General features: G+C 71.2%; 23 protein-coding genes. 12 read left to right on the forward strand and 11 right to left on the reverse strand.

Annotated features, from left to right (window positions below; genetic code table 11):
• Nucleotides 1–233 precede the first annotated feature (233 nt).
• On the reverse strand, nucleotides 234–1,094 hold the full coding sequence (locus tag ACLF6P_RS10450; protein WP_415949686.1) for a patatin-like phospholipase family protein: 861 nt from the start codon (nucleotides 1,092–1,094) through the stop codon (nucleotides 234–236).
• Between the two features lie 201 nt (nucleotides 1,095–1,295).
• The gene (locus ACLF6P_RS10455) at nucleotides 1,296–1,706 is read right to left on the reverse strand and encodes a hypothetical protein (RefSeq protein WP_415949687.1); all 411 of its coding nucleotides are present in this window, start codon (nucleotides 1,704–1,706) and stop codon (nucleotides 1,296–1,298) included.
• Nucleotides 1,707–1,911: 205 nt separating this feature from the next.
• Here ACLF6P_RS10455 and ACLF6P_RS10460 point away from each other — a divergent pair, with 205 nt between their 5' ends.
• From ACLF6P_RS10460 to egtD, 7 genes are all read left to right on the forward strand, one after another.
• Nucleotides 1,912–2,841: an aldose 1-epimerase family protein gene (locus ACLF6P_RS10460; RefSeq protein ID WP_415949688.1), complete on the forward strand. Its 930-nt coding sequence runs from the start codon at nucleotides 1,912–1,914 to the stop codon at nucleotides 2,839–2,841.
• A 9-nt stretch (nucleotides 2,842–2,850) separates the two neighbouring features.
• Nucleotides 2,851–4,287, forward strand: a complete 1,437-nt coding sequence (locus ACLF6P_RS10465; protein ID WP_415949689.1) for a sugar porter family MFS transporter — start codon at nucleotides 2,851–2,853, stop codon at nucleotides 4,285–4,287.
• Between the two features lie 82 nt (nucleotides 4,288–4,369).
• Complete coding sequence (locus ACLF6P_RS10470; RefSeq protein WP_415949690.1) at nucleotides 4,370–5,176, forward strand: hypothetical protein; 807 nt, start codon at nucleotides 4,370–4,372, stop codon at nucleotides 5,174–5,176.
• 68 nt (nucleotides 5,177–5,244) lie between these two features.
• The gene (gene egtA / locus ACLF6P_RS10475; RefSeq protein ID WP_415949691.1) at nucleotides 5,245–6,618 is read left to right on the forward strand and encodes an ergothioneine biosynthesis glutamate--cysteine ligase EgtA; all 1,374 of its coding nucleotides are present in this window, start codon (nucleotides 5,245–5,247) and stop codon (nucleotides 6,616–6,618) included.
• Complete coding sequence (gene egtB / locus ACLF6P_RS10480; RefSeq protein ID WP_415949692.1) at nucleotides 6,615–8,000, forward strand: ergothioneine biosynthesis protein EgtB; 1,386 nt, start codon at nucleotides 6,615–6,617, stop codon at nucleotides 7,998–8,000. The genes egtA and egtB overlap by 4 nt, the downstream gene beginning before the upstream one ends.
• Complete coding sequence (gene egtC / locus ACLF6P_RS10485; RefSeq protein WP_415949693.1) at nucleotides 8,000–8,755, forward strand: ergothioneine biosynthesis protein EgtC; 756 nt, start codon at nucleotides 8,000–8,002, stop codon at nucleotides 8,753–8,755. Before egtB ends, egtC begins: the two co-directional genes overlap by 1 nt.
• Nucleotides 8,752–9,720, forward strand: a complete 969-nt coding sequence (gene egtD / locus ACLF6P_RS10490; protein WP_415949694.1) for an L-histidine N(alpha)-methyltransferase — start codon at nucleotides 8,752–8,754, stop codon at nucleotides 9,718–9,720. The genes egtC and egtD overlap by 4 nt, the downstream gene beginning before the upstream one ends.
• Nucleotides 9,721–9,782: 62 nt before the next feature.
• Here egtD and ACLF6P_RS10495 read toward each other — a convergent pair whose 3' ends face one another.
• The 4 genes from ACLF6P_RS10495 to ACLF6P_RS10510 all read right to left on the reverse strand — a co-directional run bounded on the left by ACLF6P_RS10495 (nucleotide 9,783) and on the right by ACLF6P_RS10510 (nucleotide 13,372).
• On the reverse strand, nucleotides 9,783–10,868 hold the full coding sequence (locus tag ACLF6P_RS10495; RefSeq protein WP_415949695.1) for an alpha/beta hydrolase: 1,086 nt from the start codon (nucleotides 10,866–10,868) through the stop codon (nucleotides 9,783–9,785).
• Nucleotides 10,869–11,049: 181 nt separating this feature from the next.
• Nucleotides 11,050–12,243: an elongation factor Tu gene (gene tuf / locus ACLF6P_RS10500; RefSeq protein ID WP_415949696.1), complete on the reverse strand. Its 1,194-nt coding sequence runs from the start codon at nucleotides 12,241–12,243 to the stop codon at nucleotides 11,050–11,052.
• A 158-nt stretch (nucleotides 12,244–12,401) separates the two neighbouring features.
• Nucleotides 12,402–12,569, reverse strand: coding sequence for a hypothetical protein (locus ACLF6P_RS10505; RefSeq protein WP_415949697.1), 168 nt, complete (start codon nucleotides 12,567–12,569; stop codon nucleotides 12,402–12,404).
• A gap of 116 nt (nucleotides 12,570–12,685) precedes the next feature.
• Nucleotides 12,686–13,372, reverse strand: a complete 687-nt coding sequence (locus ACLF6P_RS10510; RefSeq protein WP_415949698.1) for a DNA alkylation repair protein — start codon at nucleotides 13,370–13,372, stop codon at nucleotides 12,686–12,688.
• Nucleotides 13,373–13,519: 147 nt separating this feature from the next.
• On the opposite strand from ACLF6P_RS10510, the gene ACLF6P_RS10515 reads away from it, so the two are divergent.
• Both ACLF6P_RS10515 and ACLF6P_RS10520 read left to right on the forward strand, forming a co-directional pair.
• A complete protein-coding gene (locus ACLF6P_RS10515; protein ID WP_415949699.1) occupies nucleotides 13,520–14,260 on the forward strand; it encodes a TVP38/TMEM64 family protein in 741 nt (246 codons plus the stop codon).
• A 174-nt stretch (nucleotides 14,261–14,434) separates the two neighbouring features.
• Nucleotides 14,435–15,313, forward strand: a complete 879-nt coding sequence (locus tag ACLF6P_RS10520; RefSeq protein ID WP_415949700.1) for an undecaprenyl-diphosphate phosphatase — start codon at nucleotides 14,435–14,437, stop codon at nucleotides 15,311–15,313.
• A 44-nt stretch (nucleotides 15,314–15,357) separates the two neighbouring features.
• On the opposite strand, the gene ACLF6P_RS10525 is transcribed toward ACLF6P_RS10520, so the two are convergent.
• Both ACLF6P_RS10525 and ACLF6P_RS10530 read right to left on the reverse strand, forming a co-directional pair.
• On the reverse strand, nucleotides 15,358–15,759 hold the full coding sequence (locus ACLF6P_RS10525) for a hypothetical protein (protein ID WP_415949701.1): 402 nt from the start codon (nucleotides 15,757–15,759) through the stop codon (nucleotides 15,358–15,360).
• Between the two features lie 51 nt (nucleotides 15,760–15,810).
• Entirely contained in the window at nucleotides 15,811–16,233 is a 423-nt protein-coding gene (locus ACLF6P_RS10530; protein WP_415949702.1) for a hypothetical protein, read from the reverse strand.
• A 236-nt stretch (nucleotides 16,234–16,469) separates the two neighbouring features.
• Here ACLF6P_RS10530 and ACLF6P_RS10535 point away from each other — a divergent pair, with 236 nt between their 5' ends.
• Nucleotides 16,470–16,943, forward strand: a complete 474-nt coding sequence (locus ACLF6P_RS10535) for a nuclear transport factor 2 family protein (protein ID WP_415949703.1) — start codon at nucleotides 16,470–16,472, stop codon at nucleotides 16,941–16,943.
• Between the two features lie 197 nt (nucleotides 16,944–17,140).
• Nucleotides 17,141–18,901, forward strand: coding sequence for an apolipoprotein N-acyltransferase (lnt, locus tag ACLF6P_RS10540; RefSeq protein WP_415949704.1), 1,761 nt, complete (start codon nucleotides 17,141–17,143; stop codon nucleotides 18,899–18,901).
• Here the strand turns inward: lnt and ACLF6P_RS10545 are convergent.
• On the reverse strand, nucleotides 18,825–19,730 hold the full coding sequence (locus ACLF6P_RS10545; protein WP_415949705.1) for a Gfo/Idh/MocA family protein: 906 nt from the start codon (nucleotides 19,728–19,730) through the stop codon (nucleotides 18,825–18,827). The two genes, lnt and ACLF6P_RS10545, sit on opposite strands and share 77 nt — an antisense overlap.
• 208 nt (nucleotides 19,731–19,938) lie before the next feature.
• Here ACLF6P_RS10545 and ACLF6P_RS10550 point away from each other — a divergent pair, with 208 nt between their 5' ends.
• Nucleotides 19,939–20,460 (forward strand): hypothetical protein, encoded by a 522-nt coding sequence (locus ACLF6P_RS10550; RefSeq protein ID WP_415949706.1) that lies wholly within the window; start codon nucleotides 19,939–19,941, stop codon nucleotides 20,458–20,460.
• Between the two features lie 142 nt (nucleotides 20,461–20,602).
• Here ACLF6P_RS10550 and ACLF6P_RS10555 read toward each other — a convergent pair whose 3' ends face one another.
• Both ACLF6P_RS10555 and ACLF6P_RS10560 read right to left on the reverse strand, forming a co-directional pair.
• Nucleotides 20,603–21,076, reverse strand: coding sequence for a hypothetical protein (locus ACLF6P_RS10555; protein WP_415949722.1), 474 nt, complete (start codon nucleotides 21,074–21,076; stop codon nucleotides 20,603–20,605).
• Between the two features lie 159 nt (nucleotides 21,077–21,235).
• Entirely contained in the window at nucleotides 21,236–21,904 is a 669-nt protein-coding gene (locus ACLF6P_RS10560) for a uracil-DNA glycosylase (protein WP_415949723.1), read from the reverse strand.
• Nucleotides 21,905–22,069: the final 165 nt, after the last annotated feature.

Here is a 22,069-nt window from a genome sequence, read left to right on the forward strand (position 1 = left end):
TGGTCCGGTGGTCTTTTCGCATCCGCCTGCGAGCCTGCAAGGCACGAACCGGCTTGCCGGGGACACGGTTCAGACGGCACTGGCCGGGCGGATGTCGCTGGGCATGTCCCAGCGTGGGGTCCTGCCAATGGTCCCGCACCGCGAACCTGCGGTGGATGTGACTTCGGCGCAGCAGCCAGCGGCGCGCGAGGATCATGAATCGGCATGGTCGGCTGAGCCGAGTTCTCGGTCGTTCACGGCCGAGAAGTCGGCTCCTGCCAGAGCCGCCTGACCTCGGCCACGTGGGCCGCCGCCTGTGCCAGACCCGCGCGGGCGGCCGGGGCACGGCGGGCCGGGTCGAGTACGTTGCGGCCGAAGGCGCGGCGGGCCTCGCGGGACGGCGTGATCAGGACGACCTCGGCGCCCGCCTCGCGCAGCCGCGCGGCCTGGGTGCGCGGGCCGGGCAACGGTCCGCCGCCGAGCGCTATGGGGGCGATGACCAGGACCTTGGCGTAACCGGCGGCCAGGTGGGCGTTCGCGGAGGAGTGGATGCCGCCGTCGATGTAACGCCGCCCGTCGATCGTGATGGGCGGCCACACCCCCGGCACGGCGCAGCTCGCGGAGACCGCGTCCACCAGGTCCACGCCGCTGTCGCGGTCGAACGGGGCGAGCTCCCCGGTGGCCGCGTCCACCGCCGTGGCCACCAGGCGCCGGCCCTCGGGCCAGTCGTGCGAGAGCAGCCGGTTCGCGATCACCTCGCGCCGCTGTGCGGCCGGGACAGTGTGCGTGGCGGCAGCCAGCGCGCCCATCCGGACGCCGTAGGCCTTCTGGTCACGCGAGCGCAGCACGTTCCAGGCATAGCGGGCGAACATCGCCGTGCCCATGGCGGCGCTGAGCTCCCCCTTGGGGTCGGCGAGCTGGCGCTCGTAGAGCTCGCCGAGGCTCAGCACACCCGAGGTGAGCTGAGCACCGACCACGGAGCCCGCCGAGGTACCGACGACGAGATCGGCGCCGGTGACATCCACGCCCGCCCGGGCCAGTCCGTGCAGCAGTCCGATCTCCCAGCCGACGCCGGTGAGTCCGCCGCCGCCCAGCACGAGTGCCGTGTCGCCCATGAGTCCTCGTCTCCCTGTCCGCAACTGCCGTACCCGGTCCGTCCCCTGAGCCGCAGTCAAGGGTATGCGGACCGCCGCTCGGCATGCGCGGGGGCGGCGCGGCCGGGCTGATTCCCGGCGATCCCAGTGGCGCGTCAGGGAGCACGTCCGCGATCGCGCCACCGACCGCGCCGATGCCCGTGACCGCGCCCGCCACCGACGTCAGAGCGGCACAGCCGCCGTCAACGGTGCGTCCGCGGCACCGTCCCGTACCGCGGCCGCCGCATCGGATACGGATAGGCCCGCCACCACCAGCAGATCCCGCACCACAAGCCGCACGGCGTCCCCGCCCGTTCCCGCGTCCGACGGCACCGCGGCGGCGGCCGCGAGAGCGGCGCGCACACAGCCTCGGCGTCCGGCGCTGCCCTCAGGTGCGCTCGCGCAGGCCTCCAGAACCTGTGCCAGCGCGCGCGTGGCACGGATCAGCGGACCGCGCGAGGCCTCCGGGGAGTCGGCCGTCAGGCGGGCGAGGCTGGTACAGCCGGCCAGCCACCAGGACAGCGCGCAGGCCACGGCCTGCTGCACGACGGGCCACAGCCGACCGTGCAGGCGCCTGCGCACGCGTCCGAGCATCGCACCCACCACCGCCGGCCCACCTCCCTGTGCTCGGAGCGTGTCGGCCAACCCGCGCCCGGTGGGATCAGCGATGCGGAGGCAGCCGGTCCGCGCACTCCGGACACGCGCAGAGGCGGCCGAATGGCGGAGCGGGTTCACTCGGTTCGCGGACAGAACCGGCGCGCCTGTGACAGCGGCGCGCGCGGAGGTTACCCATCGCAGCATGGGCGATGAGCTGAGCGGGGCGCAGTACGGCCTCGTGGCCGGGGACTACCGCGCGACCGTCACCGAGGCAGGCGCCGGCCTGCGCGAACTCACGCACCGCGGAGAGCCGCTGATCCTCTCCTACGGCGTCGACGAACCGGCACCGGCGGCCTTCGGCCAGCTCCTTGTCCCGTGGCCCAACCGGGTCGACCGCGGCCGCTACGCCTTCGACGGGGCCGAGCACCAGCCCGACATCTCCGAGCCCGAACTCGACTGCGCCATCCACGGCCTGGTCCGGTGGGCGAGCTGGATTCCCGTCGAGCAGTCCGCCGACCGCATCACGCCGGCGTACCGGCTGTACGGCTCCGCCGGATACCCGTTCCGGCTGAGTCTCACCGCCGAGTACGCGCTCGACGCCCGGACCGGGCTGACCGTACGGCTCACAGCCACGAACACCGGCGCGCGCTCCGCCCCGTACGCGCATGGCACCCGCCCTTATCCGACGGTCGGGGAGGCCGTCGACGTGCGCACGCTGCGGCTGCCCGGCCGCCGCTATCAGCCGGTCGACGCGCGCATGGTGCCCAGCGGACCGACCGTCGACGTGGCGGACACGCCCCACGACTTCACCGCCGGGCGGCTCCTCAAGGACCAGACCATCGATGTGGCCTTCACCGAGCTCGACCGGGACGCCGACGGCCGGGCATGGGTCGGCCTGGAGGGCACGCTCCGCGGCGTGCGGTTCTGGTCGGACACCGCGCAGCCCTGGCTCGAGGTGTACACCGCCGACCGGGTGCCCGTCGACAACCGGCGCCGTGGCCTCGGCGTGGAGCCGATGACGGCACCATCGAACGCCCTGGCCAGCGGCATCGATCTGATCCGGCTGGCATCCGGTGAGTCGTACGTCGGCTCCTGGGGCTTCATGACCGGCCCGACCACTCCCGCAGCCTGAGGACACGACATGGTGCAGGGGTTCTCCCGCGAGCCCGGTACGAGCGGCCCTCTGACGGCGGTCCCGCCGGCTGGGCTCCGCAGGATCAAATGGTGGGCGGCGGCCATCGCCGTGGGCGGGTTCCTGTTCGGCTTCGACACCGGGGTGGTGTCCGGGGCCCTGCTGTACATCCGGGAGGACTTCGGCCTCAACTCCTTCCAGCAGGGCAGCGTGGTCAGTGTGCTGCTCATCGGCTCGGTCATGGGTGCGATGGGCTCGGGCGGACTGGCCGACCGCTGGGGGCGGCGTCGGCTGCTCGGCGCGGCGGGCGCGGTGTTCCTGGTGGGCACCGTTCTCGCGGTCGCCGCCGGCGGATACGTGACGCTGCTGATCGCCCGTATCGTGCTGGGCCTCGCGGTGGGCACCGCCTCCGCCCTGGTGCCCGTCTATCTGTCGGAGATCTCACCGACCGCGATCCGCGGGCGGCTCCTGACGATGAACCAGCTGATGATCACCGTGGGCATCCTGGCGGCCTACCTGGTGAACATGGTGTTCTCCGGCGGCGGCCACTGGCGGGCCATGTTCGCCTGCGGCGCCGTACCGGCGTTCATCCTGCTCGCGGCATCCCTGTGGTTCCTGCCGGAATCGCCGCAGTGGCAGATCGCGACCGGGAGGGCGGACCTGGCGAGGAAGGCCATCGCCTCGGTGACCGACGAGGCCACCGCGGACCGGCTCGTGGCGCGCGCACAGCAGCGGATGGCCGACGAGCAGAACGCCTCCCGCGACAACGGCGGCCGGCGGCTGACGGCTCCCGACGTGCGTCCCGCACTGGTCGTGGGCCTGACGCTGGCGGCGGTGCAGCAGTTCGGCGGCATCAACACGATCATCTACTACGCGCCGACCATCATCGAGCAGACCGGCCTGAGCGCCTCCAACTCGATCGTCTACTCCGTGGCCATCGGCGTGATCAACCTCCTGATGACCCTGGTGGCGATCAGACTGGTCGACCGGCTCGGCCGCCGCCCGCTGGTGATGATCTCGCTGGCCGTGATGGGGATCTCCGTCTTCCTGCTCGGCCTCGCCTTCGTCGCGGACCTGAGCTCGGGCCTGACGCTGCTCTTCATGGTCGTGTACATCGCGGCCTTCGCCGGCGGTCTCGGCCCGGTCTTCTGGACGCTGATCGGCGAGATCTTCCCGCCCTCGGTACGCGCCCAGGGCTCGAGCGCCTCCACCGCGGTGAACTGGGTGTCCAACTTCGTCGTCAGCCTCTGCTTCCTGCCCCTGGCCGGCGCCATCGGACAGGGGGAGACCTTCTGGGCCTTCGCAGCCATCTGCGTCGTCGCGTTCCTCTTCGTCAGCCGCTACCTGCCCGAGACCCGCGGCCGCGATCCGGAGCAGATCCAGCAGGACCTCAGCCGCCGCTTCGGCCGGGAACCCGGGGCGCCGAGCACCACGAAGACACCCTGACCGGCCCGGGGGAGCCGAGCACCCACGAAGGCCGACCGGCCCACACCGGAACCATTCGCAACCCGGACGGAAGCAACCCCGCATGATGGAGACCACACTCCCCGCGTCCCGGCTCGAACCCTCCGACGCCCTCGTGCTGTACGGCATCTCGGGCGATCTGGCGCACAAGATGCTGCTGCCCGCGGTGTACCAGCTCACCCTCGCCGGAAGGCTGGGCGTTCCGGTGATCGGGGTGGCTGCGACGGACTGGGACGACGCGACCCTGCGCAGACAGGCCGGGGAGGCCGTCCTCGCGACCGGCACGAGCATCGACGAGGAGGCCTTCGACGCCTTCGCGGCCGGCCTGTCGATCGTCACCGGCGACTTCGCGGACGGGTCGACCTTCGAGCGGCTCGAGGCCGCGCTCTCGGGCTTCGGCTTCGTCACGCACTACCTGGCGATTCCGCCGGGCCTGTTCACCACCGTCGCCTCGTCGCTGGCCCGGGCCGGACTCAACCGCGACTCCCGCCTCGTCGTCGAGAAGCCCTTCGGCCACGACGGCGCATCTGCCCGCGAGTTCCAGGAGGAACTCAGCCGGCACGAGGAACTCAGCCGGCACTTCAACGACAACCATCTCCTGAGGGTGGACCACTTCCTGGGCAACGCCGCCGTTGAGTCGCTCATGGCGGCGCGCTTCGCGAACACGTCGAACCCGTGCTCAAGCCCGGCACCGCCCCCGTCGTCTACGACCCCGGCGGCTGGGGCCCGCCCGAGGCGGACCGGCTCCCGGGACTGGCGGGCTGGCACTCGCTGGGGCCCACCCTGTTCACCTGAGCCCATCGCCACGCGGAGTTCGCCTGAGCCCATCGCAACGCGAACCCCAGTACTAGGCAGCTGTCTGCCGGGGTAGGCCCCCGGGGCGCGCTCATTCTTGTCACCCAAGTGCACGGTTGCATCATCCGAGCAGGAAGGGACCACATGCCTCTGCAACACGGACGCGAGCCCACGGGGAAGCTCGGCGAGCTCGAGGCCGAACAGCTCATTCGGGGAATCTGCTTCAAGAACGGCCCACCGCGCCGCACCGGCGTGGAGCTCGAATGGCTGCTGCAGGACGCGTACGACCCGTTAAGTCCTGTGGCTCCCACCCGACTCGCCTCCGCCGTCGCCGACGTACGGACCCTCCCGTTGCGTTCGGCGGTCTCGGTCGAGCCCGGCGGCCAGCTGGAACTGAGCTCGCCGCCCACGGACTCCGTCGACGCCTGCGTCGCCTGCGCACAGGCCGATCTCGCGCTCGTACGGAAGGTATTGGAGAGCCACGGTCTCGTCCTCTCCGGCCACGGTCACGACCCGTGGCATTCGCCCCGGCGGCTGCTGGCCGAGCCCCGCTACCGGGCCCTCGAGACGTATCTCGACCGGTTCGGGCCCGCAGGCCGCTCCATGATGTGCAGCACGGCCTCCGTGCAGGTGTGCGTGGACGCCGGTGAGGCCTCGGACGGCGTGCACGGCTACGAGCGCCGCTGGCGCTTCGCCCATCTCCTCGGCCCCGTCCTCCTCGCGGCCTTCGCCCACTCCCCGCTCAGCGGGGGCGTGCCGACCGGCTGGAAGTCCACCCGACAGCATGTCTGGGCCTGTCTCGACCCGGCCCGCTCCTCCGCACCCGCGGATGGCGGCGATCCCCGCGCCGCCTGGGCCGCGTACGCCCTGGACGCTCCCGTGCTGTGCGTCAGGAACGAGGAAGGCCCCTGGACCGTCCCGGAGGGGCTGAGCTTCCGGGACTGGGTGCGCGGGCGCGGTCCGAGGCCGGTCACGGAGGATGACGTCCTCTACCACCTGACCACCCTGTTCCCGCCGGTCCGCCCGCGCGGCCATCTCGAACTGCGCATGATCGACGCGCAGCCCGGCGCGGACGGGTGGGTGGTGCCGCTCGCGGTGACCACCGCGCTCTTCGACGATCCGGTGGCCACGCGGGCCGCCGCGCGCGCCCTCGAATCGCTGACCGGCCCGCCGGGTGGTCCGACGGTCACCCCTGCTTACGGCCTGCCGGACGGGCCGACGGACGGGCCGGTGGACGGGCCGGTGGACGGGCCGGCAGACGGGCCGGCGGATGGCCCTGACCGCGGACCACGGCATCCGCTGTGGTCCGCCGCCGCCCGGCACGGTCTGGCGGATCCGCGGCTCCACGAGGCCGCGGTCGTCTGTTTCACGGCGGCCTCGAAGGCCCTGGCCCGTACGGGGGCGTCCCCGGCGGTGCGCTCGGCGGTCGACGGCTTCTACGAACGCTATGTCGCCGCAGGTCGCTGCCCCGCCGACGACCTGCTCGACTCCGTCACAAGGAGGGACATCGCCTCATGACCGCCCACGACCTCGACCCCGGCCCCAACCCCGGCCCCGGCGATTCCGCCGTGGACCTGTCTCCCGAGGCGCTGCAGGACCGTGCGGTCGCGGCGCTCACGACGGCGCGTGACCGCACTGAGCTGCTCACCACGTGTGTGGAGGATCCCGAACTCACCGCGCAGCACTCGCCCCTGATGTCCCCGCTGGTATGGGACCTGGCCCACATCGGCAACCAGGAGGAGCAGTGGCTCCTGCGCACCGTCGGCGGCCAGGAGGCGCTGCGCCCGGACATCGACTCGGTCTACGACGCCTTCGAGCATCCGCGTGCGGAGCGCCCCTCGCTGCCGCTGTTGCCCCCGGGCGAGGCGCGCCGCTACCTCGGTGACGTCCGTACGCGGGTCCTCGACGTCGTCACGCAGGATCCCTTGCCGGACGCCGGACGCCTCACCGAGGCGGCCTTCGCCTTCGGCATGATCGCGCAGCACGAGCAGCAGCACGACGAGACCATGCTCATCACCCACCAGCTGCGCCGCGGACCTGCCGCCCTGACCGCTCCCGCCCCGCCGCCTGCGCCGGAGGACGCCTCGGCGCTCCCCCGGGAGGTGCTGGTGCCGGGTGGGCCGTTCAGCATGGGCACCTCCGTGGAGCCCTGGGCCCTCGACAACGAGCGCCCCGCGCATGAACGTTTCGTCCGGGACTTCTTCATCGACACCGCACCCGTCGGCAACGGCGCCTACACGGACTTCATCGAGGACGGCGGCTACCGCGACCCGCGCTGGTGGGCCCCGGCGGGCTGGGCCCACGTACAGGAGCACGGGCTGAGCGCCCCGCTGTTCTGGAAGCGCGAAGGCGGCCGGTGGCTGCGGCGCCGGTTCGGTGTGGTGGAGCCCGTGCCCGCGGACGAGCCGGTGCTGCACGTCAGCTGGTACGAGGCCGATGCCTTCGCCCGGTGGGCCGGACGCCGCCTTCCCACGGAGGAGGAGTGGGAGAAGGCCGCCCGGCACGATCCGGCGACCGGCCGCTCCAGGCGCTACCCCTGGGGCGACGCCGATCCTGCCGACCGGCACGCCAACCTGGGGCAGCGTCACTTGCGTCCCGCCCCCGTGGGCAGCTATCCCGATGGGGCCTCGCCGCTCGGCGTCCGGCAGCTCATGGGCGACGTATGGGAGTGGACGGCGAGCGATTTCCTGCCGTACCCGGGGTTCGTCGCCTTCCCCTACCGGGAGTACTCCGAGGTGTTCTTCGGGAGTGAGTACAAGGTGCTGCGGGGCGGTTCCTTCGCCGTCGACCCGGTCGCCTGCCGCGGCACGTTCCGCAACTGGGACCATCCCGTCCGCCGCCAGATCTTCTCCGGCTTCCGGACGGCCCGGGACGGCGGATCCGTCCGCGAGGAGTTCTGATGTGCCGTCACATCGCCTACGTGGGACCCTCCGTCCGTATCGAAGAGGTGCTCGTCGATCCTGAGCACGCACTGCTGAGGCAGTCCTGGGCACCGCGGCGCCAGCGCCACGGCACCGTGAACGCCGACGGCTTCGGTGTCGGCTGGTACGCGGACGGGGACCCGGTGCCCGGGCGCTACCGGCGCAGCGGCCCCATCTGGGCCGATCCCTCCTTCACCGATCTCGCACGCGTGGTGCGGACCGGGGCGCTGCTCGCCGCGGTACGGGATGCCACCGTGGCCACGGCGGACGGGGAGGCGGCGGCCGCGCCCTTCACCGACGGGCCCTGGCTGTTCAGCCACAACGGGGCGATGGCGGACTGGCCCGGCTCGGTGGCCGCGCTTGCCGCCCGGTTGCCTCCCGAGGACCTGCTGCGTCTGGAGGCGCGCTGCGATTCCGCTTTCGTATGGGCGCTGATGTCAGGCCGGCTCCGGGCCGGCGACGACATGCCGACGGCTCTCACGGGCGTCGTGGCCGAGCTGCACGAGGCGGCCCCCGCATCGCGGCTCAACTTCCTGCTCACCGACGGCCGGTCCATCGCCGCCACCGCATGGGGCGACACCCTCTGGTACCGCCGCCTGCCCGGAGCCGGGGTCGTGGTGGCCTCCGAACCGCACGATGACGGCGGCGGCTGGGTCGAGGCCCCCGACCGCTGCCTGCTCCACGCCACACCCACGGAAGTCCTTCTCACCCCACTCAAGGAGTCTGCTTCGTGAGCTCGTTCACCGTGACCCGCGCAACTCCCCTCGACGCGGGCGATGACTCCCTGCGCAGCGATGTGCTGCGGGGCCTGGGCGGCGGGCCGGTCAGGCAACTGCCCCCGAAGTGGCTCTACGACGCGCGGGGCAGCGAACTCTTCGAGGAGATCACCCGGCTCCCGGAGTACTACCCGACCCGCGCCGAAGCCGAGATCCTCCGCGACCGGGCGGCCGAGATCGCGGCCGCGACCGGAGTGCGCACCCTGGTGGAGCTGGGGTCCGGTTCCTCCGAGAAGACACGGCACCTGATCCGGGCCCTCACCTCGCTGGACACCTATGTGCCCGTCGACGTGAGCCGGAGCGCCCTGGAGCAGGCCGGCCATCGGCTCGTACGGGAACATCCCGGTCTGAAGGTCCATGCGCTCCTCGCGGACTTCCAGTCCGCGTTCGCCCTTCCCCCGGCTCCGGGGCCGCGCCTGGTGGCCTTCCTCGGCAGCACGATCGGGAACTTCCTGCCGGCGGAACGCGCCGAGTTCCTCGCCTCGGTCGCCGCTCTCCTCTCCCCCGGCGACGCCTTCCTCCTGGGCACCGACCTCGTCAAGGACCCGGATGTCCTCGTCGCCGCGTACGACGACAGCGCCGGTGTCACGGCACGGTTCAACAAGAACGTCCTTGCCGTGCTCAACCGGGAGCTCGGGGCGGACTTCGACCCGTCGCTCTTCGACCACGTGGCCGTCTGGGACGCGGAGAACGAGTGGATCGAGATGCGGCTGCGGGCCCGCGAGGAGCTCACGGCCAAGATTCCTCCGCTCGACCTCGAAGTGCGCTTCGAGCCCGGGGAGCACATCCGCACCGAGGTGTCGGCGAAGTTCCGGCGCGAGGGCCTGGGCACGGAACTCGCCGCAGCCGGGCTCGAACTGCGCCACTGGTGGACCGACAGCGCAGAGCGCTTCGCCCTGTCCCTCGCGGTCAAGTCAGGCTGACGGCGGGCATCCCGCCGCAAAGGACAGGGGGCGGCCGCCGCCGTCCCCTGTCCGCGCCGGGCTCAGACCCCGAACTCCTCCTTGATGTGCGGGACGAGGTGGCGCAGGCTCTCGGACCAGCAGCGGCCGTTGTGGCCCCCGTTGCAGTCACCCCAGTTCGCGCCCGCACCGTAGTCGTACCAGTTGACGGGGATGTTCTCCGCCTCCAGGGCGTTCTTCATGTTCACGGAGGAGCTGTGCAGCCAGAACTCCATGAGGTCCCAGTCCAGGACCGGGATCCCGCCGTTGCCGATGTAGATCGAGATGTCCATGCCTCGCATCGCGGCCGCGTTCTGGTTGGGATCGGCCTCGTTCCAGAGGTGGTCGTCGAAGGCGGGATACGGGGAGCCCCACAGGGCGTCGCTGTGCACACGGGGCTCGTAGGCGGCCACCAGTGAGGCGACCACGACCTCCCGCATGACCATCTGGTCCCGGCCGAAGTCGAGGTCGCCGGAGAGCGCGGCCACCTGGGAGAAGAGCTCCGGGTGCCGCTGGGCGTAGTGGAAGGCGCCGAAGCCTCCCATGGAGATCCCGGCGATGGCGCGCTTGTCCTTGGTGGGGATGGTGCGCAGGTTGGCGTCGATGAACGGGATGATCTGTTCGATGTGGAAGGTCTCCCAGTTCTGCGCCCCCGCGGCCGTGTTCTGGTCGAGCCAGTCCGAGTACCAGCTGCGCTGCCCGCCGTCGGGCATCACAATGATCATGCCGGATTCGCCGTTGATGGCGTCGCTGTACGTGACGCCCTCGTAGTCGTCGAAGTACGACGCCGGGTCGCCGGGCGAGCCGTGCAGCAGGTACAGCACCGGATACCCCTTCTCCGGGGCCGTGTAGTAGTCGTCCGGCAGCACGATCCGCAGGTGGTGCCGGCCGGCGACCTGCGGTGTGGTGTGGGTGATGACGAAGTCCGTCGGCGTGTTCTGCTCCACGATCTCCGGCTCGGTCGGCACCTGTGTGAGGCCGAAGCCGTCCGGCAGGTCGAGCGGTGCTGCGGGCTCCTGCGCCGCAGATGAGGCGGCTGCCTCCGGCACCGCGGCATGTGCCGTGCCCGCACCCGAGCTCAGTGCGAGACCGCAGACCGTCGCCAATACCGCCCATCTGCTGTACTTCATGCCTGACTCCCCCTCGTTGGCTACGTCACGCATTCAACACTCAACACCCGCTCATCCGCCGGGTTTTGAGCTCCGCACACAGCACCGGTTGTTCGGCGATCCACCGCTTCGAACCCACCTCCCACGGGAACGGGTCAGGCCCTCGCGAGGACTCCCGCGAGGGCCTGCCGGTCTCGATCTGCTACGCGATGACGTCGGTCACCGTTCCGGCACCCACCGTGCGTCCGCCTTCGCGGATCGCGAAGCCGAGGCCGGACTCCAGCGGGACGTCACGGCCCAGCTCGACCGTCATCGTGACGGTGTCCCCGGGCCGCGCGACCGCCGCTTCACCGAGGTCGACATCGCCGACCACATCCGCGGTACGGATGTAGAACTGCGGCCGGTATCCGGTCGTGAGCGGTGTCGTACGTCCGCCCTCGCGGCCGGACAGCACGTACACCTGAGCCCGGAAGCGGCGCGCGGGGAGCACGCTGCCTGGCGCCGCGACCACGTGACCGCGTCGCACCGCGTCACGCGGCACACCGCGAAGCAGCAGCGCGACGTTGTCACCGGCCTGCGCCTCGTCCATCGGCTTGCCGAAGGTCTCCAGGCCCGTGACCACGCTGTCGACCTCCGCGCCCAGCACCTGCACACGGTCGCCGACGCGGACGGTGCCGCGCTCCACGGCTCCGGTGACGACCGTGCCGCGGCCGGTGATCGTCAGCACGTTTTCGACGGGCAGCAGGAACGGTGCTTCGACGTACCGTTCCGGCATCGGGACGTAGGTGTCCACCGCGTCGAGGAGCGCCTCGATCGCAGCGGTCCAACGCGCGTCCCCTTCAAGGGCCTTGAGGCCGGAGACCGGTACGACGGGCACGGAGTCCCCGTCGTAGCCGTGTTGCGAGAGCAGGTCGCGGACCTCCAGGTCGACGAGCTCGATCAGCTCCGCGTCCTCGCCGTCGGCGAACGCGTCGGCCTTGTTGAGGGCGACGACGATGTGGTCGACGCCGACCTGGCGGGCGAGGAGCACGTGCTCGGCGGTCTGCGGCATGATCCCGTCGCTCGCGGAGACGACGAGGATCGCCCCGTCGAGCTGGGCGGCGCCGGTGACCATGTTCTTCACGTAGTCGGCGTGGCCGGGCATGTCGACATGCGCGTAGTGCCGGGTGTCGGTCTCGTACTCGACGTGCGCGATGTTGATGGTGATGCCGCGCGCGGCCTCCTCCGGGGCGCGGTCGATCCGGTCGAAGGGCACGAAGGAGGTACTGCTGCCGCTCCCGCGCTCGGCGAGCACCTTGGTGATCGCGGCGGTCAGGGTGGTCTTGCCGTGGTCGACGTGGCCCATGGTGCCGATGTTCAGGTGCGGTTTGGTGCGCACGTATGCCGTCTTGGGCATGGCTGTTCCTTCTGGGACTCCCCGCGTGGGCGGGGCGGTTGATGGCCTTCCGCACCGGTTGCCAGCCGGTTTGCCGCAGGGGGCGGCGGAAGGCGGGGACCCCTCGGATCGGACCGACCCTCCCCCTCCGGGGTCCGCCGGAGTGTGTCCGGGGAGGGTCAGCTTCGGACGCCGTCCAAGGCGTCGAAGGCGTCGAAGGCGTCGGCCGGAAGATCGGCGGCGAGGCCTGCGGCGGTCGCTGCGTCTGCCACGGCATCGAGGAAATCGGCAGCCCGGGCAGCGCCCGCGACTGCGGACGAAGCCTCGAGGAAGGTCTGCCGGAACATGACGCCGATCATTGCGGACGGACGGCCCCGGGTCGAATGGTTTTCGCGACGCCCGCGACGCCCGCGACGCCCGACACCCTCGTCCACGCCCGCGGCGTTCGCTCACGCCCTTTGACTCAGAGGTGCTTCAGCGCCTCACGCACCGACAGCGGCGAGAGCCGGTCCTCGTGGCGCGTCACGAAGTCCCGTACGGCCCCCGCGTCCGTCTTCGCGTACTCCCGCAGACACCAGCCGATCGCCTTGCGGACGAAGAAGTCGGGGTGGGCGCTCTGCCGCAGGCAGTAGCCGAAGAGCCGTCCGGTGTCGGTGGCGTCCTTGTGGCGGAGCTGGTGCAGCAGGGCCGTGCGCACGAGCCACAGGTCCTCGTCCTCGATCCACGCGTCCATGTCACGCCGCAGCCCCGGATCGGCCGCGACGAGCGAGCCGACGACATGGGCGGCGAGCGCGTCGACGGTGTCCCACCACGAGACCGTCGTGACCAGCCGCCGGGCGACGGGCAGAAAGCCGGACGAGCACTGCTTCACATACCGGCGCAGATAGTCGACGGCGAAGTAGTGGTATTCGCGCTCGGGCAGCTGCCAGGCGCGCAGCGCGATGGCGGTGCAGTCCGCCTCGTCCGGGCGGGGCAGCCCCTGGAGGACGTCCTTGGACAGTTGTCTGCGCTCCTCAGCCGGAATGCCGAGAAACGGGACGACCCCCTGCAGATACGCGGCCATCCGCTCGGCACGCTCCGGATCCGCGCTCTTCGCATACGCGGGGACGAGCCGCGCGAGCACGGTATCGGCGAGCTCGCTCTCCACCACCGCACGCACCCTCCCTCACGCACCATCCGACCCTCACGCACCATCCGAAGCACCTGCCCCATGCACGTGATCAGCCCCGGACCAGGTCCGAACGTGATGAGACCCAGACTACGGCGATCAGTACGACCCGTCGGTTAGTCTCCCCGGATGTCCGACCTCATGACGCGCCCCGCGGTGAACGCCCCGCTCGCGTGCCCTGCCCCCGGCAGCCAGGCGTTCGCCGCGCGCCTCGGCGGCGTGCTGTTCTCGCCGTGGTCGCGTCTCGGCCTCCTGGTCGCGCTGCTCGCCACCGCCGGCACCTGCGTCGTGCTCTTCGAACCCCAGCGCCTGCTCGCCGAGGGCTGGCCGCCGCAGGTCGGCGGTGCCGCCGCGGTCGTCCTGTTCGCTGTGGCCTACGGAGTGTGCACGGCCGCCTTCGTACCGCGGCCGCTCCTGAACCTCGCCGCCGGTGCGCTCTTCGGCTCGCAGGCCGGACTCGTGGGGGCCGTCGCGGGGACCGTGATCGGCGGCGGGATCGCCTTCGGTCTCGGCCGCGCCCTCGGCCAGGAGGCGCTGCGCCCGCTGCTGCGCGGCCGCGTCGCCGCCTCCGTCGACGGACAGCTCAGCAGGCACGGCTTCCGCTCCATGCTCGCCATCCGGCTGTTCCCCGGAGTGCCCTTCGCCGCCGCGAACTACTGCGCCGCGGTCTCCCGTATGCGCTGGGCCTCGTTCCTCCTGGCCACCGGGATCGGCTCGATCCCCAACACCGCCGCGTACGTGATCGCGGGCAGCCGGGCCTCGACGCCCACCTCGCCCACCTTCCTGATCGCCATGGGCTTCATCGCCGCGACCGGCCTCGCGGGGGCGGTCGTCGCCTGGCGCAGACGGCACCGGCTGCGCAGGCACTGACCTGCCTCGCCACCTGCTGAGATGCCTGTTGAGATGCCTGCTGAGATCCGGCGCACCCGTTCCCCCGGACGGGGGACGCCGTCACAGCCGGGGTCCGCCCAAAGCGGGCATCCACACGGGCGCTACGCTGCACGGGCCAACCGCCTGATCAACCGCACCTGGACGGCGTAGTACATGAATTGGTTCGAATCCCTGATCCTCGGGCTTGTCCAGGGGCTCACGGAGTTCCTCCCGATCTCCTCCAGCGCCCATCTGCGCCTGACCGCCGCTTTCGCCGGCTGGGAGGACCCGGGCGCGGCGTTCACCGCGATCACGCAGATCGGCACGGAGGCCGCCGTCCTCATCTACTTCCGCAAGGACATCGCCCGCATCCTGTCGGCGTGGTTCCGCTCACTCACCGACAAGGCGATGCGCGCCGACCACGACGCGCAGATGGGCTGGCTGGTCATCGTCGGCTCCATCCCGATCGGCGTCCTGGGCCTCACGCTCAAGGACCAGATCGAGGGCCCGTTCCGCGATCTGCGGCTGACGGCGACGACGCTCATCGGCATGGGCATCGTCCTCGGCATCGCCGACCGCCTCGCGGCCCGTGACGAGACGGGCGGGCGGCACCGCGCGGTCAAGCAGCGCAAGTCGCTGGAGAGCCTCAACGTCAAGGACGGCCTGGTCTACGGTCTCTGCCAGGCGATGGCGCTGGTCCCCGGCGTCTCCCGCTCGGGCGCCACGATCAGCGGCGGCCTCCTGATGGGCTACACCCGCGAGGCGGCGGCCCGCTATTCCTTCCTCCTCGCGATCCCGGCGGTCCTGGCATCGGGCCTGTACGAACTCAAGGACGCCAACGATCACGCCCACTTCGCGTGGGGTCCGACGGTCTTCGCCACCATCATCGCCTTCGTGGTGGGATACGCCGTGATCGCCTGGTTCATGAAGTTCATCACGACCAGGAGCTTCATGCCGTTCGTCTGGTACCGCATCGCCCTCGGCCTGGTGATCCTGGTCCTCATCTGGACCGGAACCCTGGAAGCGACGGCGGGCGCGACCGCCGGAGGCTAGACCCACCCGGTCAGCCGTCGGCGGCGGTCACGTCCACTCAGGGTTCACGCAGCCCAATACCCCTGCACCCATTCGTTCTCGAACTTGAGCCGGAACTTGGTGCCGTCCTTGACGTTGGTGGCAACCGTGGCCCAGTTCCCGCCGTACACAGTCGTGTAGTTGCGCTGGCAGTACGCGGATCCCGAGGTCGGGTAGAAGCACACCTTGACCTTGCGGGAGGGGGTGATGATGTTGTTGGTGAATCTGACGTTGATGTCGTTGCATCGGTACGTAGTGGTCAGCCGACCGGATGCGGGGTAGTACCCACCGTCCTTCGAGAACCTCGACTCACCCCCGTAGCAGGTTGCTGCACTCGCGGTGCCCGCGCCGGCCAACACCCCGGCGCCCGCGAGCGAGAGCGTCGCAGTGAGCATGGCGATCGCCTTGCGTGAAACGTGTACGGTCATGGTCCTTGTCCCCCTGTTTCGGTCGGAAGTCGCGTGTCCCGCAGCAAGCGGTCACGCGGCGAGATACCCCTTGAACGTGTTACTGCCGAAGTCCATCGAGACCCTGAACTTGGTGCCGTCCCTCACGTCGGTGGCGATGACGCGCCAGTTGTTCAGGGAGCTCGACTTGTAGAACTTCTTCCAGGAGTTGCAGTAGGAACCGCCGGAGGTCGGGTAGAAGCACACCCGGACGTACAGCGGACTTGCATTGCCCCAGCTGGTGATCTTCAGATTGATGTCGTTGCATCGCGACGACGTGTAGTAGGGACCGAATCGGTGCTCGGCCTCGTCCGACCCCAACGCGAAGGACTTGTAGGACGCTCCCCCGTAGCAGGTCGCGGCCTGCGCGGTCGTTGCGGTGCCGACGGTGAGCGCACCGGCCGCCAGGACCAGTCCGCCTGTGGCCGCCGCCACGCGCTTGACTGTCGTCTTCATATCGGTTCTCTCCCGGTCATCGCGTGGGGAGCCGACCCATGCACCCCCCGTGGACGCTTGAGGCCGTGAAGCCGGGACCAAGTTATGCGCCTTGCCGATCAAGAGGTACCTGTGACTTCTCAGGGTGCGCGGAGCGCAGAAGCATGTTAGATACGGGGCCGGCGGGCATCCGCCGGACCGCAGCGCATCGCTGCACGCCCCTTGGCTCCCGCACTCCCGCCCCCGAGACTGACCCGATGACGCAGCGTGTGGATCTCTCGAATCTGATGGACCGCCTCGCCATCGACTCTCTGATCACCGATTACGCGAACATCGTCGACGACGGCGACTGGGCCTCGTATCCAGGCCTCTTCACCGAGGACGGCCGCGCCGACTACCGCTCCTCCGGCGGTGAGGAGGGTACGGCCCGGGACATGGCGGCATGGCTGGAGCAGACGCTGCAGCTGTTCGCCATGCGCCAGCATCTGATCGTGAACCGCTCGGTACGTTTCGAGGTTCGCGACGGCGATACGGGCGATACGGCGAGTGCGCAGGCCGATCTGTACAACCCGATGCGGATGGGGGACGACGGCGGCCCGCCGGATCTCGAGTGCGGCGCACGGTATGCGTTCACCTTCCGCCGTACGTACGCGGGTTGGCGTATCGCGAAACTGGTCGTGCACGAGAAGTGGCGCCGGATGAAGCCGCCCGGCCGTGAAGGGCTCGACTGACACCTCGGCCCGCCCACCGGCCCGCTCGCCAGAGCGCCCACCGGGCCACCCCCGACGCACCGCCAACGCCCGCCGGACCGTCCTCCGGCCGGCCGGGACCGCCCGTCACTGCACGCGCCCTGTCCGAGATCGTCTCGGGCGCGCACACTGGAAGCAACAAGCGGAGAACCGGCGTCCGGATGCGAAGGAGGCGCGGTATGGGCAGGTCGGCGGGTGTCCCGGCGGGCTGGAGGGGCAGGCTCCGCTCCCTGCGGTGGCGAGACCGGCTCCGCTCCCCCTGGTGGCGGGCCGCCGCCCTGCTCGTGGCCGGCGCCCTGCCCGCGCTGGCCTTTCCCGAGCCGAACTGGTGGTGGTTCGCCTACGTCGCCCTCGTACCGTGGATGCTCATCGCGCGCTCCGCGCCGAGCGCCGGGCGGGCCGCGCTGGACGGGTGGCTGGGCGGCACCGGCTTCATGCTGGCCATGCATCACTGGCTCGCGCCCAATCTGCATGTGTTCACCGTGGTCGTCGCCGCGCTGCTCGGACTGCTGTGGCTGCCCTGGGGGCTGCTCGTACGCCATCTGCTGGCCGGCGTGCCTTCGGGCGGGAGGGCCGTGGCGGCGCTCGCCGTGCTGCCCTCGGCCTGGCTGGCCGTCGAACTCGTGCGGTCCTGGGAGGGATTGGGCGGGCCCTGGGGGCTGCTCGGGTCGAGTCAGTGGCAGGTCTCGCCTGCGCTGCGGCTGGCTTCCGTGGGTGGGGTGTGGCTGGTGACGGTGCTGATCGTGGTGGTGAACACGGCCGTGACGCTCCTGGTGGCCCGCGCCCCGTCCTCTCCGGCAGCCCGCGCCCCCTCCGATCCGGGGGCCCGTGACCCGTCCGATCCGGCAGCCCGCGCCCCCTCCGATCCGGCGCCGCGTCCCCCATCACGCCTTGCAGCCGGTCCCCGCACGCACCTGCGGGCCGGTCCCGCATCACGCCTCGCGGCTCTAACCGCCCTCGCCGCTGCGGTGGTGGCCACGACCGCCGCCTGGGCCTGGGCACCACGCCCGCAGGAGACCGGCCGGATCCGGATCGCGATCGTTCAGCCCGGCACGGGCAACGGCGTCGGCTCCGGCTCCGGCCGCTTCGAGCGCGAGGAGGCCCTCACCCGTACGCTCACGGACCGTGCCGTGGACCTCGTGGTGTGGGGCGAGAGCAGCGTCGGCTTCGATCTGGCCGAGCGCCCCGATCTCGCGGAGCGGATCGCCGCGCTCTCGCGCGAGGTAGGTGCCGAGATCCTCGTGAACGTGGACGCGCGACGCTCCGACAGCCCCGGGATCTTCAAGTCCTCGGTGCTCGTCGGGCCCGAGGGCCCGACCGGGGACCGCTACGACAAGATGCGGCTCGTCCCGTTCGGCGAGTACGTGCCGGCCCGTTCGCTGCTCGGCTGGGCCACCTCGGTGGGCGAGGCCGCGGGTGAGGACCGCAGGCGAGGGACGGCGCCGGTGGTGATGCCGGTCGGCGGCACGTGGACGATCGGGCCGCTGGTCTGCTTCGAATCGGCCTTCCCGGACATGAGCAGGCATCTCACCCGCAGCGGCGCCCAGTTGCTGCTCGCCCAGTCGGCCACGTCCACCTTCCAGGGCAGCTGGGCGCCCAAGCAGCATGCCTCGCTCGCGGCGCTGCGCGCCGCCGAGAACGGCCGCCCGATGGTGCACGCCACGCTGACCGGGGTCTCGGCGGTGCATGCCGCCGACGGTTCCCGGATCGGCGAGGTGCTCGGCACCGACGCCCGTACGACCGCGGTGTACGACATCGCCCTGACCTCGGGCACCACACCGTTCGTACGGTTCGGTGCCTGGGCGGTGTACGGGGCACTCGCGGTGCTCGCCGCCCTGGCGGGCTTCGAGGGCGTACGGGCCCTCAGACGGCCTGTTCGCTCGCGAGCCGCACGATCCGCTCGCACAGCTCATGGGTCGCCAGAGCATCCCGGGCGCTGAGCAGCTTGCCCGCACGCACCGCGTCCACGAAGGCGAGAACGACCTGTTCGATGCCGCGCTGGCGGGCCACCGGCACCCAGTCGCCGCGCCGCCGCAGACTGGGCTGGCCCTTGTGGTCGATGACCTCGGCGAGGTTGCGCACCTCACGCTTGGTGTCCTGGCCGGAGACCTCCAGGATCTCCTCGGCCGAGCCGCTCAGCCGGTTCATGATGCCGAGCGCGGTGAAGCCCTCGCCGGCCAGCTGCAGCACGACATGGTGCATCAGGCCGTCCACGACGCGGGCGCGGACCGTGACGTCGTCGATCTGGCCGGGGGCGAGGAAGCGCAGAGTGTCGACGACGTGGATGAAGTCGTCGAGCACCATCGTGCGGATGTCCTCGGGCAGGCCGACCCGGTTCTTCTGGAGCACCATCAGCTCGCGCGGGTGCTCGGCGCACTGCGCGTAGCCCGGTGCGTGCCGGCGGTTGAAGCCGACGGCGAGCGAGACGCCGTGCTCCTCCGCGAGGGCCACCAGACGCTCCGAGTCTGCCAGTTCGTAGGCGAGCGGCTTGTCGACGAACGTGGCGACGCCCGCTTCGAGGAGCCGGGTCACGATCTCGGGGTGCACGCCGGTCGGCGCGTGCACGAAGGCCGCGTCCAGGCCGACCGCGAGAAGGGAGTCGAGGTCGGTGTGCCGGTGCTCGGCCGGGATGCGGTGGGTGGCGCCGACCCGCTCCAGGGTGGCCGGGGTGCGGGTCTGCAGGTGCAGCTCGGCATCGGGCAGGGTGGTCAGAACCGGCAGATAGGCCTTCTGCGCGATGTCGCCCAGCCCGATGCAACCGACCTTCACGATGGCTCTCCCTGCCTTCGCGGCGGCCGTCTCCCCGGCCTGTGAGACGGCTCCTGCCGTTGCGGGGCAGCATACGTGGCCTGCGGCGGACACCGTGACGCGCCGACCTTACCGCCGCCGGGTCCCCGTGTCGGCCGCTTCACCCGTGCGGGCCAACCTGCGCCGCTCCCCCTCCCCGAACCGGCCCGTAACCAGCAGAGTTGCGCGGGTGCACCGAACGATCCGAGCCGCGTTGCTCCTCTCCCTGACCGTCACGGCCGCCTCCGGCTGTGTCTCGGTCCATGCCCCTTCCGCGCCCTCCACCACCCCGTCGGGCCCCGCCTCGGCCCCGGCGGCCAAGGGCCGCGCCAAGCCGCGGGTCGTCCAGGCCCCCGCCCACGAGGCACTCCAGCGCATCGAGGAGCGGGAGCAACAGCGGGAGAGCGAACACGCCGGGGACGCGAAGGAGCAGAGGAGCCGACAGCAGGACAGGGCGGGGAAGGCGCAGAAGGACACGGCCGCCGGAGCGGGTGCCGCCCGCGGACCGGAAGCCGGACACGGCAAGGGTCACGTGACCCCCGGCCGTGGTGCCGGTGGCGCGGAATCCGCCCGCCCGCATCCGAAGGCACCGCCGATCATGCCCCCGCCCGTGCCGGATTCGGCTGATGTCTGCGCCCTGGGCGAGGAGTACGGCGGCTGGCCTGCGGACAGTCCGCCGGCCCTGATCTGCCGGGACGCGTACGGGGGTTGACCGGACAGCCCCAAGGACGCGGGTGGGGACACAACTCGTGAGGCGCACGGCCCCCCGGGGTCCGGTGAATCGGTCCCCCGGGGCTCCGGTGAAGTGGCCCCCGGTGATCCGGTGAATCGGACACCCGTCAAATCCCAGCCCCCTAAACCCCCAGCTGCTGCCCCAGCCGCTGCACCGCCGCCCGGACCCCGTCCCCGTACGGATCGTCCCCGAGTGCGCCGAGCGAGGCACGTGCCGAGCGCAGATGGCCGCGCGCCTCGTCCTCGCGGCCGAGCTTCTTGTAGTCCGCTGCGAGGTTGAGGTGGAGCGAGGGGTAGAAGCCGCGGACGGCGAGCCCCTGGTGGTGGCTGTCGACCCTCTCGTCCGTGAGGCTGTCGGCGGCCGTCAGGGCGCGCAGGTCCCAGGCCAGCTCGTCGGCGGGATCGTCCTGGGTGTCCGCCACGTAGTGCGCGATGGTGCACCGGTGCAGGGGATCGCCGTCCTCGCCGACCTCCGTCCACAGCTCGAGGAGCCGCTTGCGGGCCTCCTCGCGGTCACCGCCGTGGTGCAGCATGACGGCCTGCCCGGCGCGAGCCATGACCGGGTCTGCCGTTGCCTGCTCCTGGTGGTCGGCCACGTAGTCCTCCGTGCTCGTACGTACGCGTTGGATGGTCAACTGCCGCTGACGCTATCCGCCACCACCGACGACCGCCTTCCGAGACGTACACGGCTCGCCGGAGGACCCGGGCGTGTCGGGCGTCCACCCGGCGCCCGGCCCCCTCCGCGGCCGCCGGGCTCAGCCCAGGTTCGGGATCGTCCAGTCGACGGCCTCGTGCCCCTGGGCCTCGATCGCCTTGTTGATCTGTGTGAACGGCTGCGATCCGAAGAAGCGCTTCGCGGAGAGCGGCGAGGGGTGCGCGCCCTTGACGACGGTGTGCCGCGACTCGTCGATCAGCGGCAGCTTCTTCTGCGCGTAGTTCCCCCAGAGCACGAACACCGCCGGGTCGGGCCGCGAGACCACGGCGCGGATCACGGCGTCCGTGAACTTCTCCCAGCCCTTGCCCTTGTGCGAGTTCGCCTCGCCCGCACGGACCGTGAGCACCGCGTTGAGCAGCAGGACGCCCTGCTCGGCCCACGGCATCAGATACCCGTTGTCCGGGATCGGGGTGCCGAGCTCGGCCTGCATCTCCTTGTAGATGTTGCGCAGCGACGGCGGGGTCTTGACGCCCGGGCGCACCGAGAAGCACAGGCCGTGGCCCTGTCCCTCGCCGTGGTACGGGTCCTGGCCGAGGACGAGCACCTTGACCTTGTCGTACGGTGTCGCGTCGAGGGCCGCGAAGACCTCGTCGCGGGGCGGGTACACGGGGCCCTTGGCGCGCTCCTCCTCGACGAACTCGACGAGCTCCTTGAAGTAGGGCTTGTCGAGCTCCTCACCGAGCACGCCCCGCCAGGACTCGGGAAGCAGGGCGGCGTAGGCCTGGTCCGTCACGTCAACAACCTCCGGTGTGCGGTCACTTGCGCCGGTCCACTCGCGCGGACCGGATTCGCGTAGACCCAAGAACCTACCGGCGGGCACTGACATTTAGCTTTGCCCGTAGCTCTCCGGGATCTTCGGGGGCTGCGTAGGGTG

The organism is Streptomyces lothianensis (assembly GCF_047779955.1).
In the GTDB taxonomy this organism is placed as follows: Bacteria; Actinomycetota; Actinomycetes; order Streptomycetales; family Streptomycetaceae; genus Streptomyces.

What these genes read in the sequence shown, in the direction of transcription:
- ACLF6P_RS10450 (WP_415949686.1), bottom strand. Translation starts at nt 1,094, where the DNA reads ATGGGCGACACGGCACTCGTGCTGGGCGGCGGCGGACTCACCGGCGTC.
- ACLF6P_RS10455 (WP_415949687.1), bottom strand. Translation starts at nt 1,706, where the DNA reads ATGCTCGGACGCGTGCGCAGGCGCCTGCACGGTCGGCTGTGGCCCGTC.
- ACLF6P_RS10460 (WP_415949688.1), top strand. Translation starts at nt 1,912, where the DNA reads ATGGGCGATGAGCTGAGCGGGGCGCAGTACGGCCTCGTGGCCGGGGAC.
- ACLF6P_RS10465 (WP_415949689.1), top strand. Translation starts at nt 2,851, where the DNA reads ATGGTGCAGGGGTTCTCCCGCGAGCCCGGTACGAGCGGCCCTCTGACG.
- ACLF6P_RS10470 (WP_415949690.1), top strand. Translation starts at nt 4,370, where the DNA reads ATGATGGAGACCACACTCCCCGCGTCCCGGCTCGAACCCTCCGACGCC.
- egtA (WP_415949691.1), top strand. Translation starts at nt 5,245, where the DNA reads ATGCCTCTGCAACACGGACGCGAGCCCACGGGGAAGCTCGGCGAGCTC.
- egtB (WP_415949692.1), top strand. Translation starts at nt 6,615, where the DNA reads ATGACCGCCCACGACCTCGACCCCGGCCCCAACCCCGGCCCCGGCGAT.
- egtC (WP_415949693.1), top strand. Translation starts at nt 8,000, where the DNA reads ATGTGCCGTCACATCGCCTACGTGGGACCCTCCGTCCGTATCGAAGAG.
- ACLF6P_RS10495 (WP_415949695.1), bottom strand. Translation starts at nt 10,868, where the DNA reads ATGAAGTACAGCAGATGGGCGGTATTGGCGACGGTCTGCGGTCTCGCA.
- tuf (WP_415949696.1), bottom strand. Translation starts at nt 12,243, where the DNA reads ATGCCCAAGACGGCATACGTGCGCACCAAACCGCACCTGAACATCGGC.
- ACLF6P_RS10505 (WP_415949697.1), bottom strand. Translation starts at nt 12,569, where the DNA reads ATGTTCCGGCAGACCTTCCTCGAGGCTTCGTCCGCAGTCGCGGGCGCT.
- ACLF6P_RS10515 (WP_415949699.1), top strand. Translation starts at nt 13,520, where the DNA reads ATGTCCGACCTCATGACGCGCCCCGCGGTGAACGCCCCGCTCGCGTGC.
- ACLF6P_RS10520 (WP_415949700.1), top strand. Translation starts at nt 14,435, where the DNA reads ATGAATTGGTTCGAATCCCTGATCCTCGGGCTTGTCCAGGGGCTCACG.
- ACLF6P_RS10525 (WP_415949701.1), bottom strand. Translation starts at nt 15,759, where the DNA reads ATGACCGTACACGTTTCACGCAAGGCGATCGCCATGCTCACTGCGACG.
- ACLF6P_RS10530 (WP_415949702.1), bottom strand. Translation starts at nt 16,233, where the DNA reads ATGAAGACGACAGTCAAGCGCGTGGCGGCGGCCACAGGCGGACTGGTC.
- ACLF6P_RS10535 (WP_415949703.1), top strand. Translation starts at nt 16,470, where the DNA reads ATGACGCAGCGTGTGGATCTCTCGAATCTGATGGACCGCCTCGCCATC.
- lnt (WP_415949704.1), top strand. Translation starts at nt 17,141, where the DNA reads ATGGGCAGGTCGGCGGGTGTCCCGGCGGGCTGGAGGGGCAGGCTCCGC.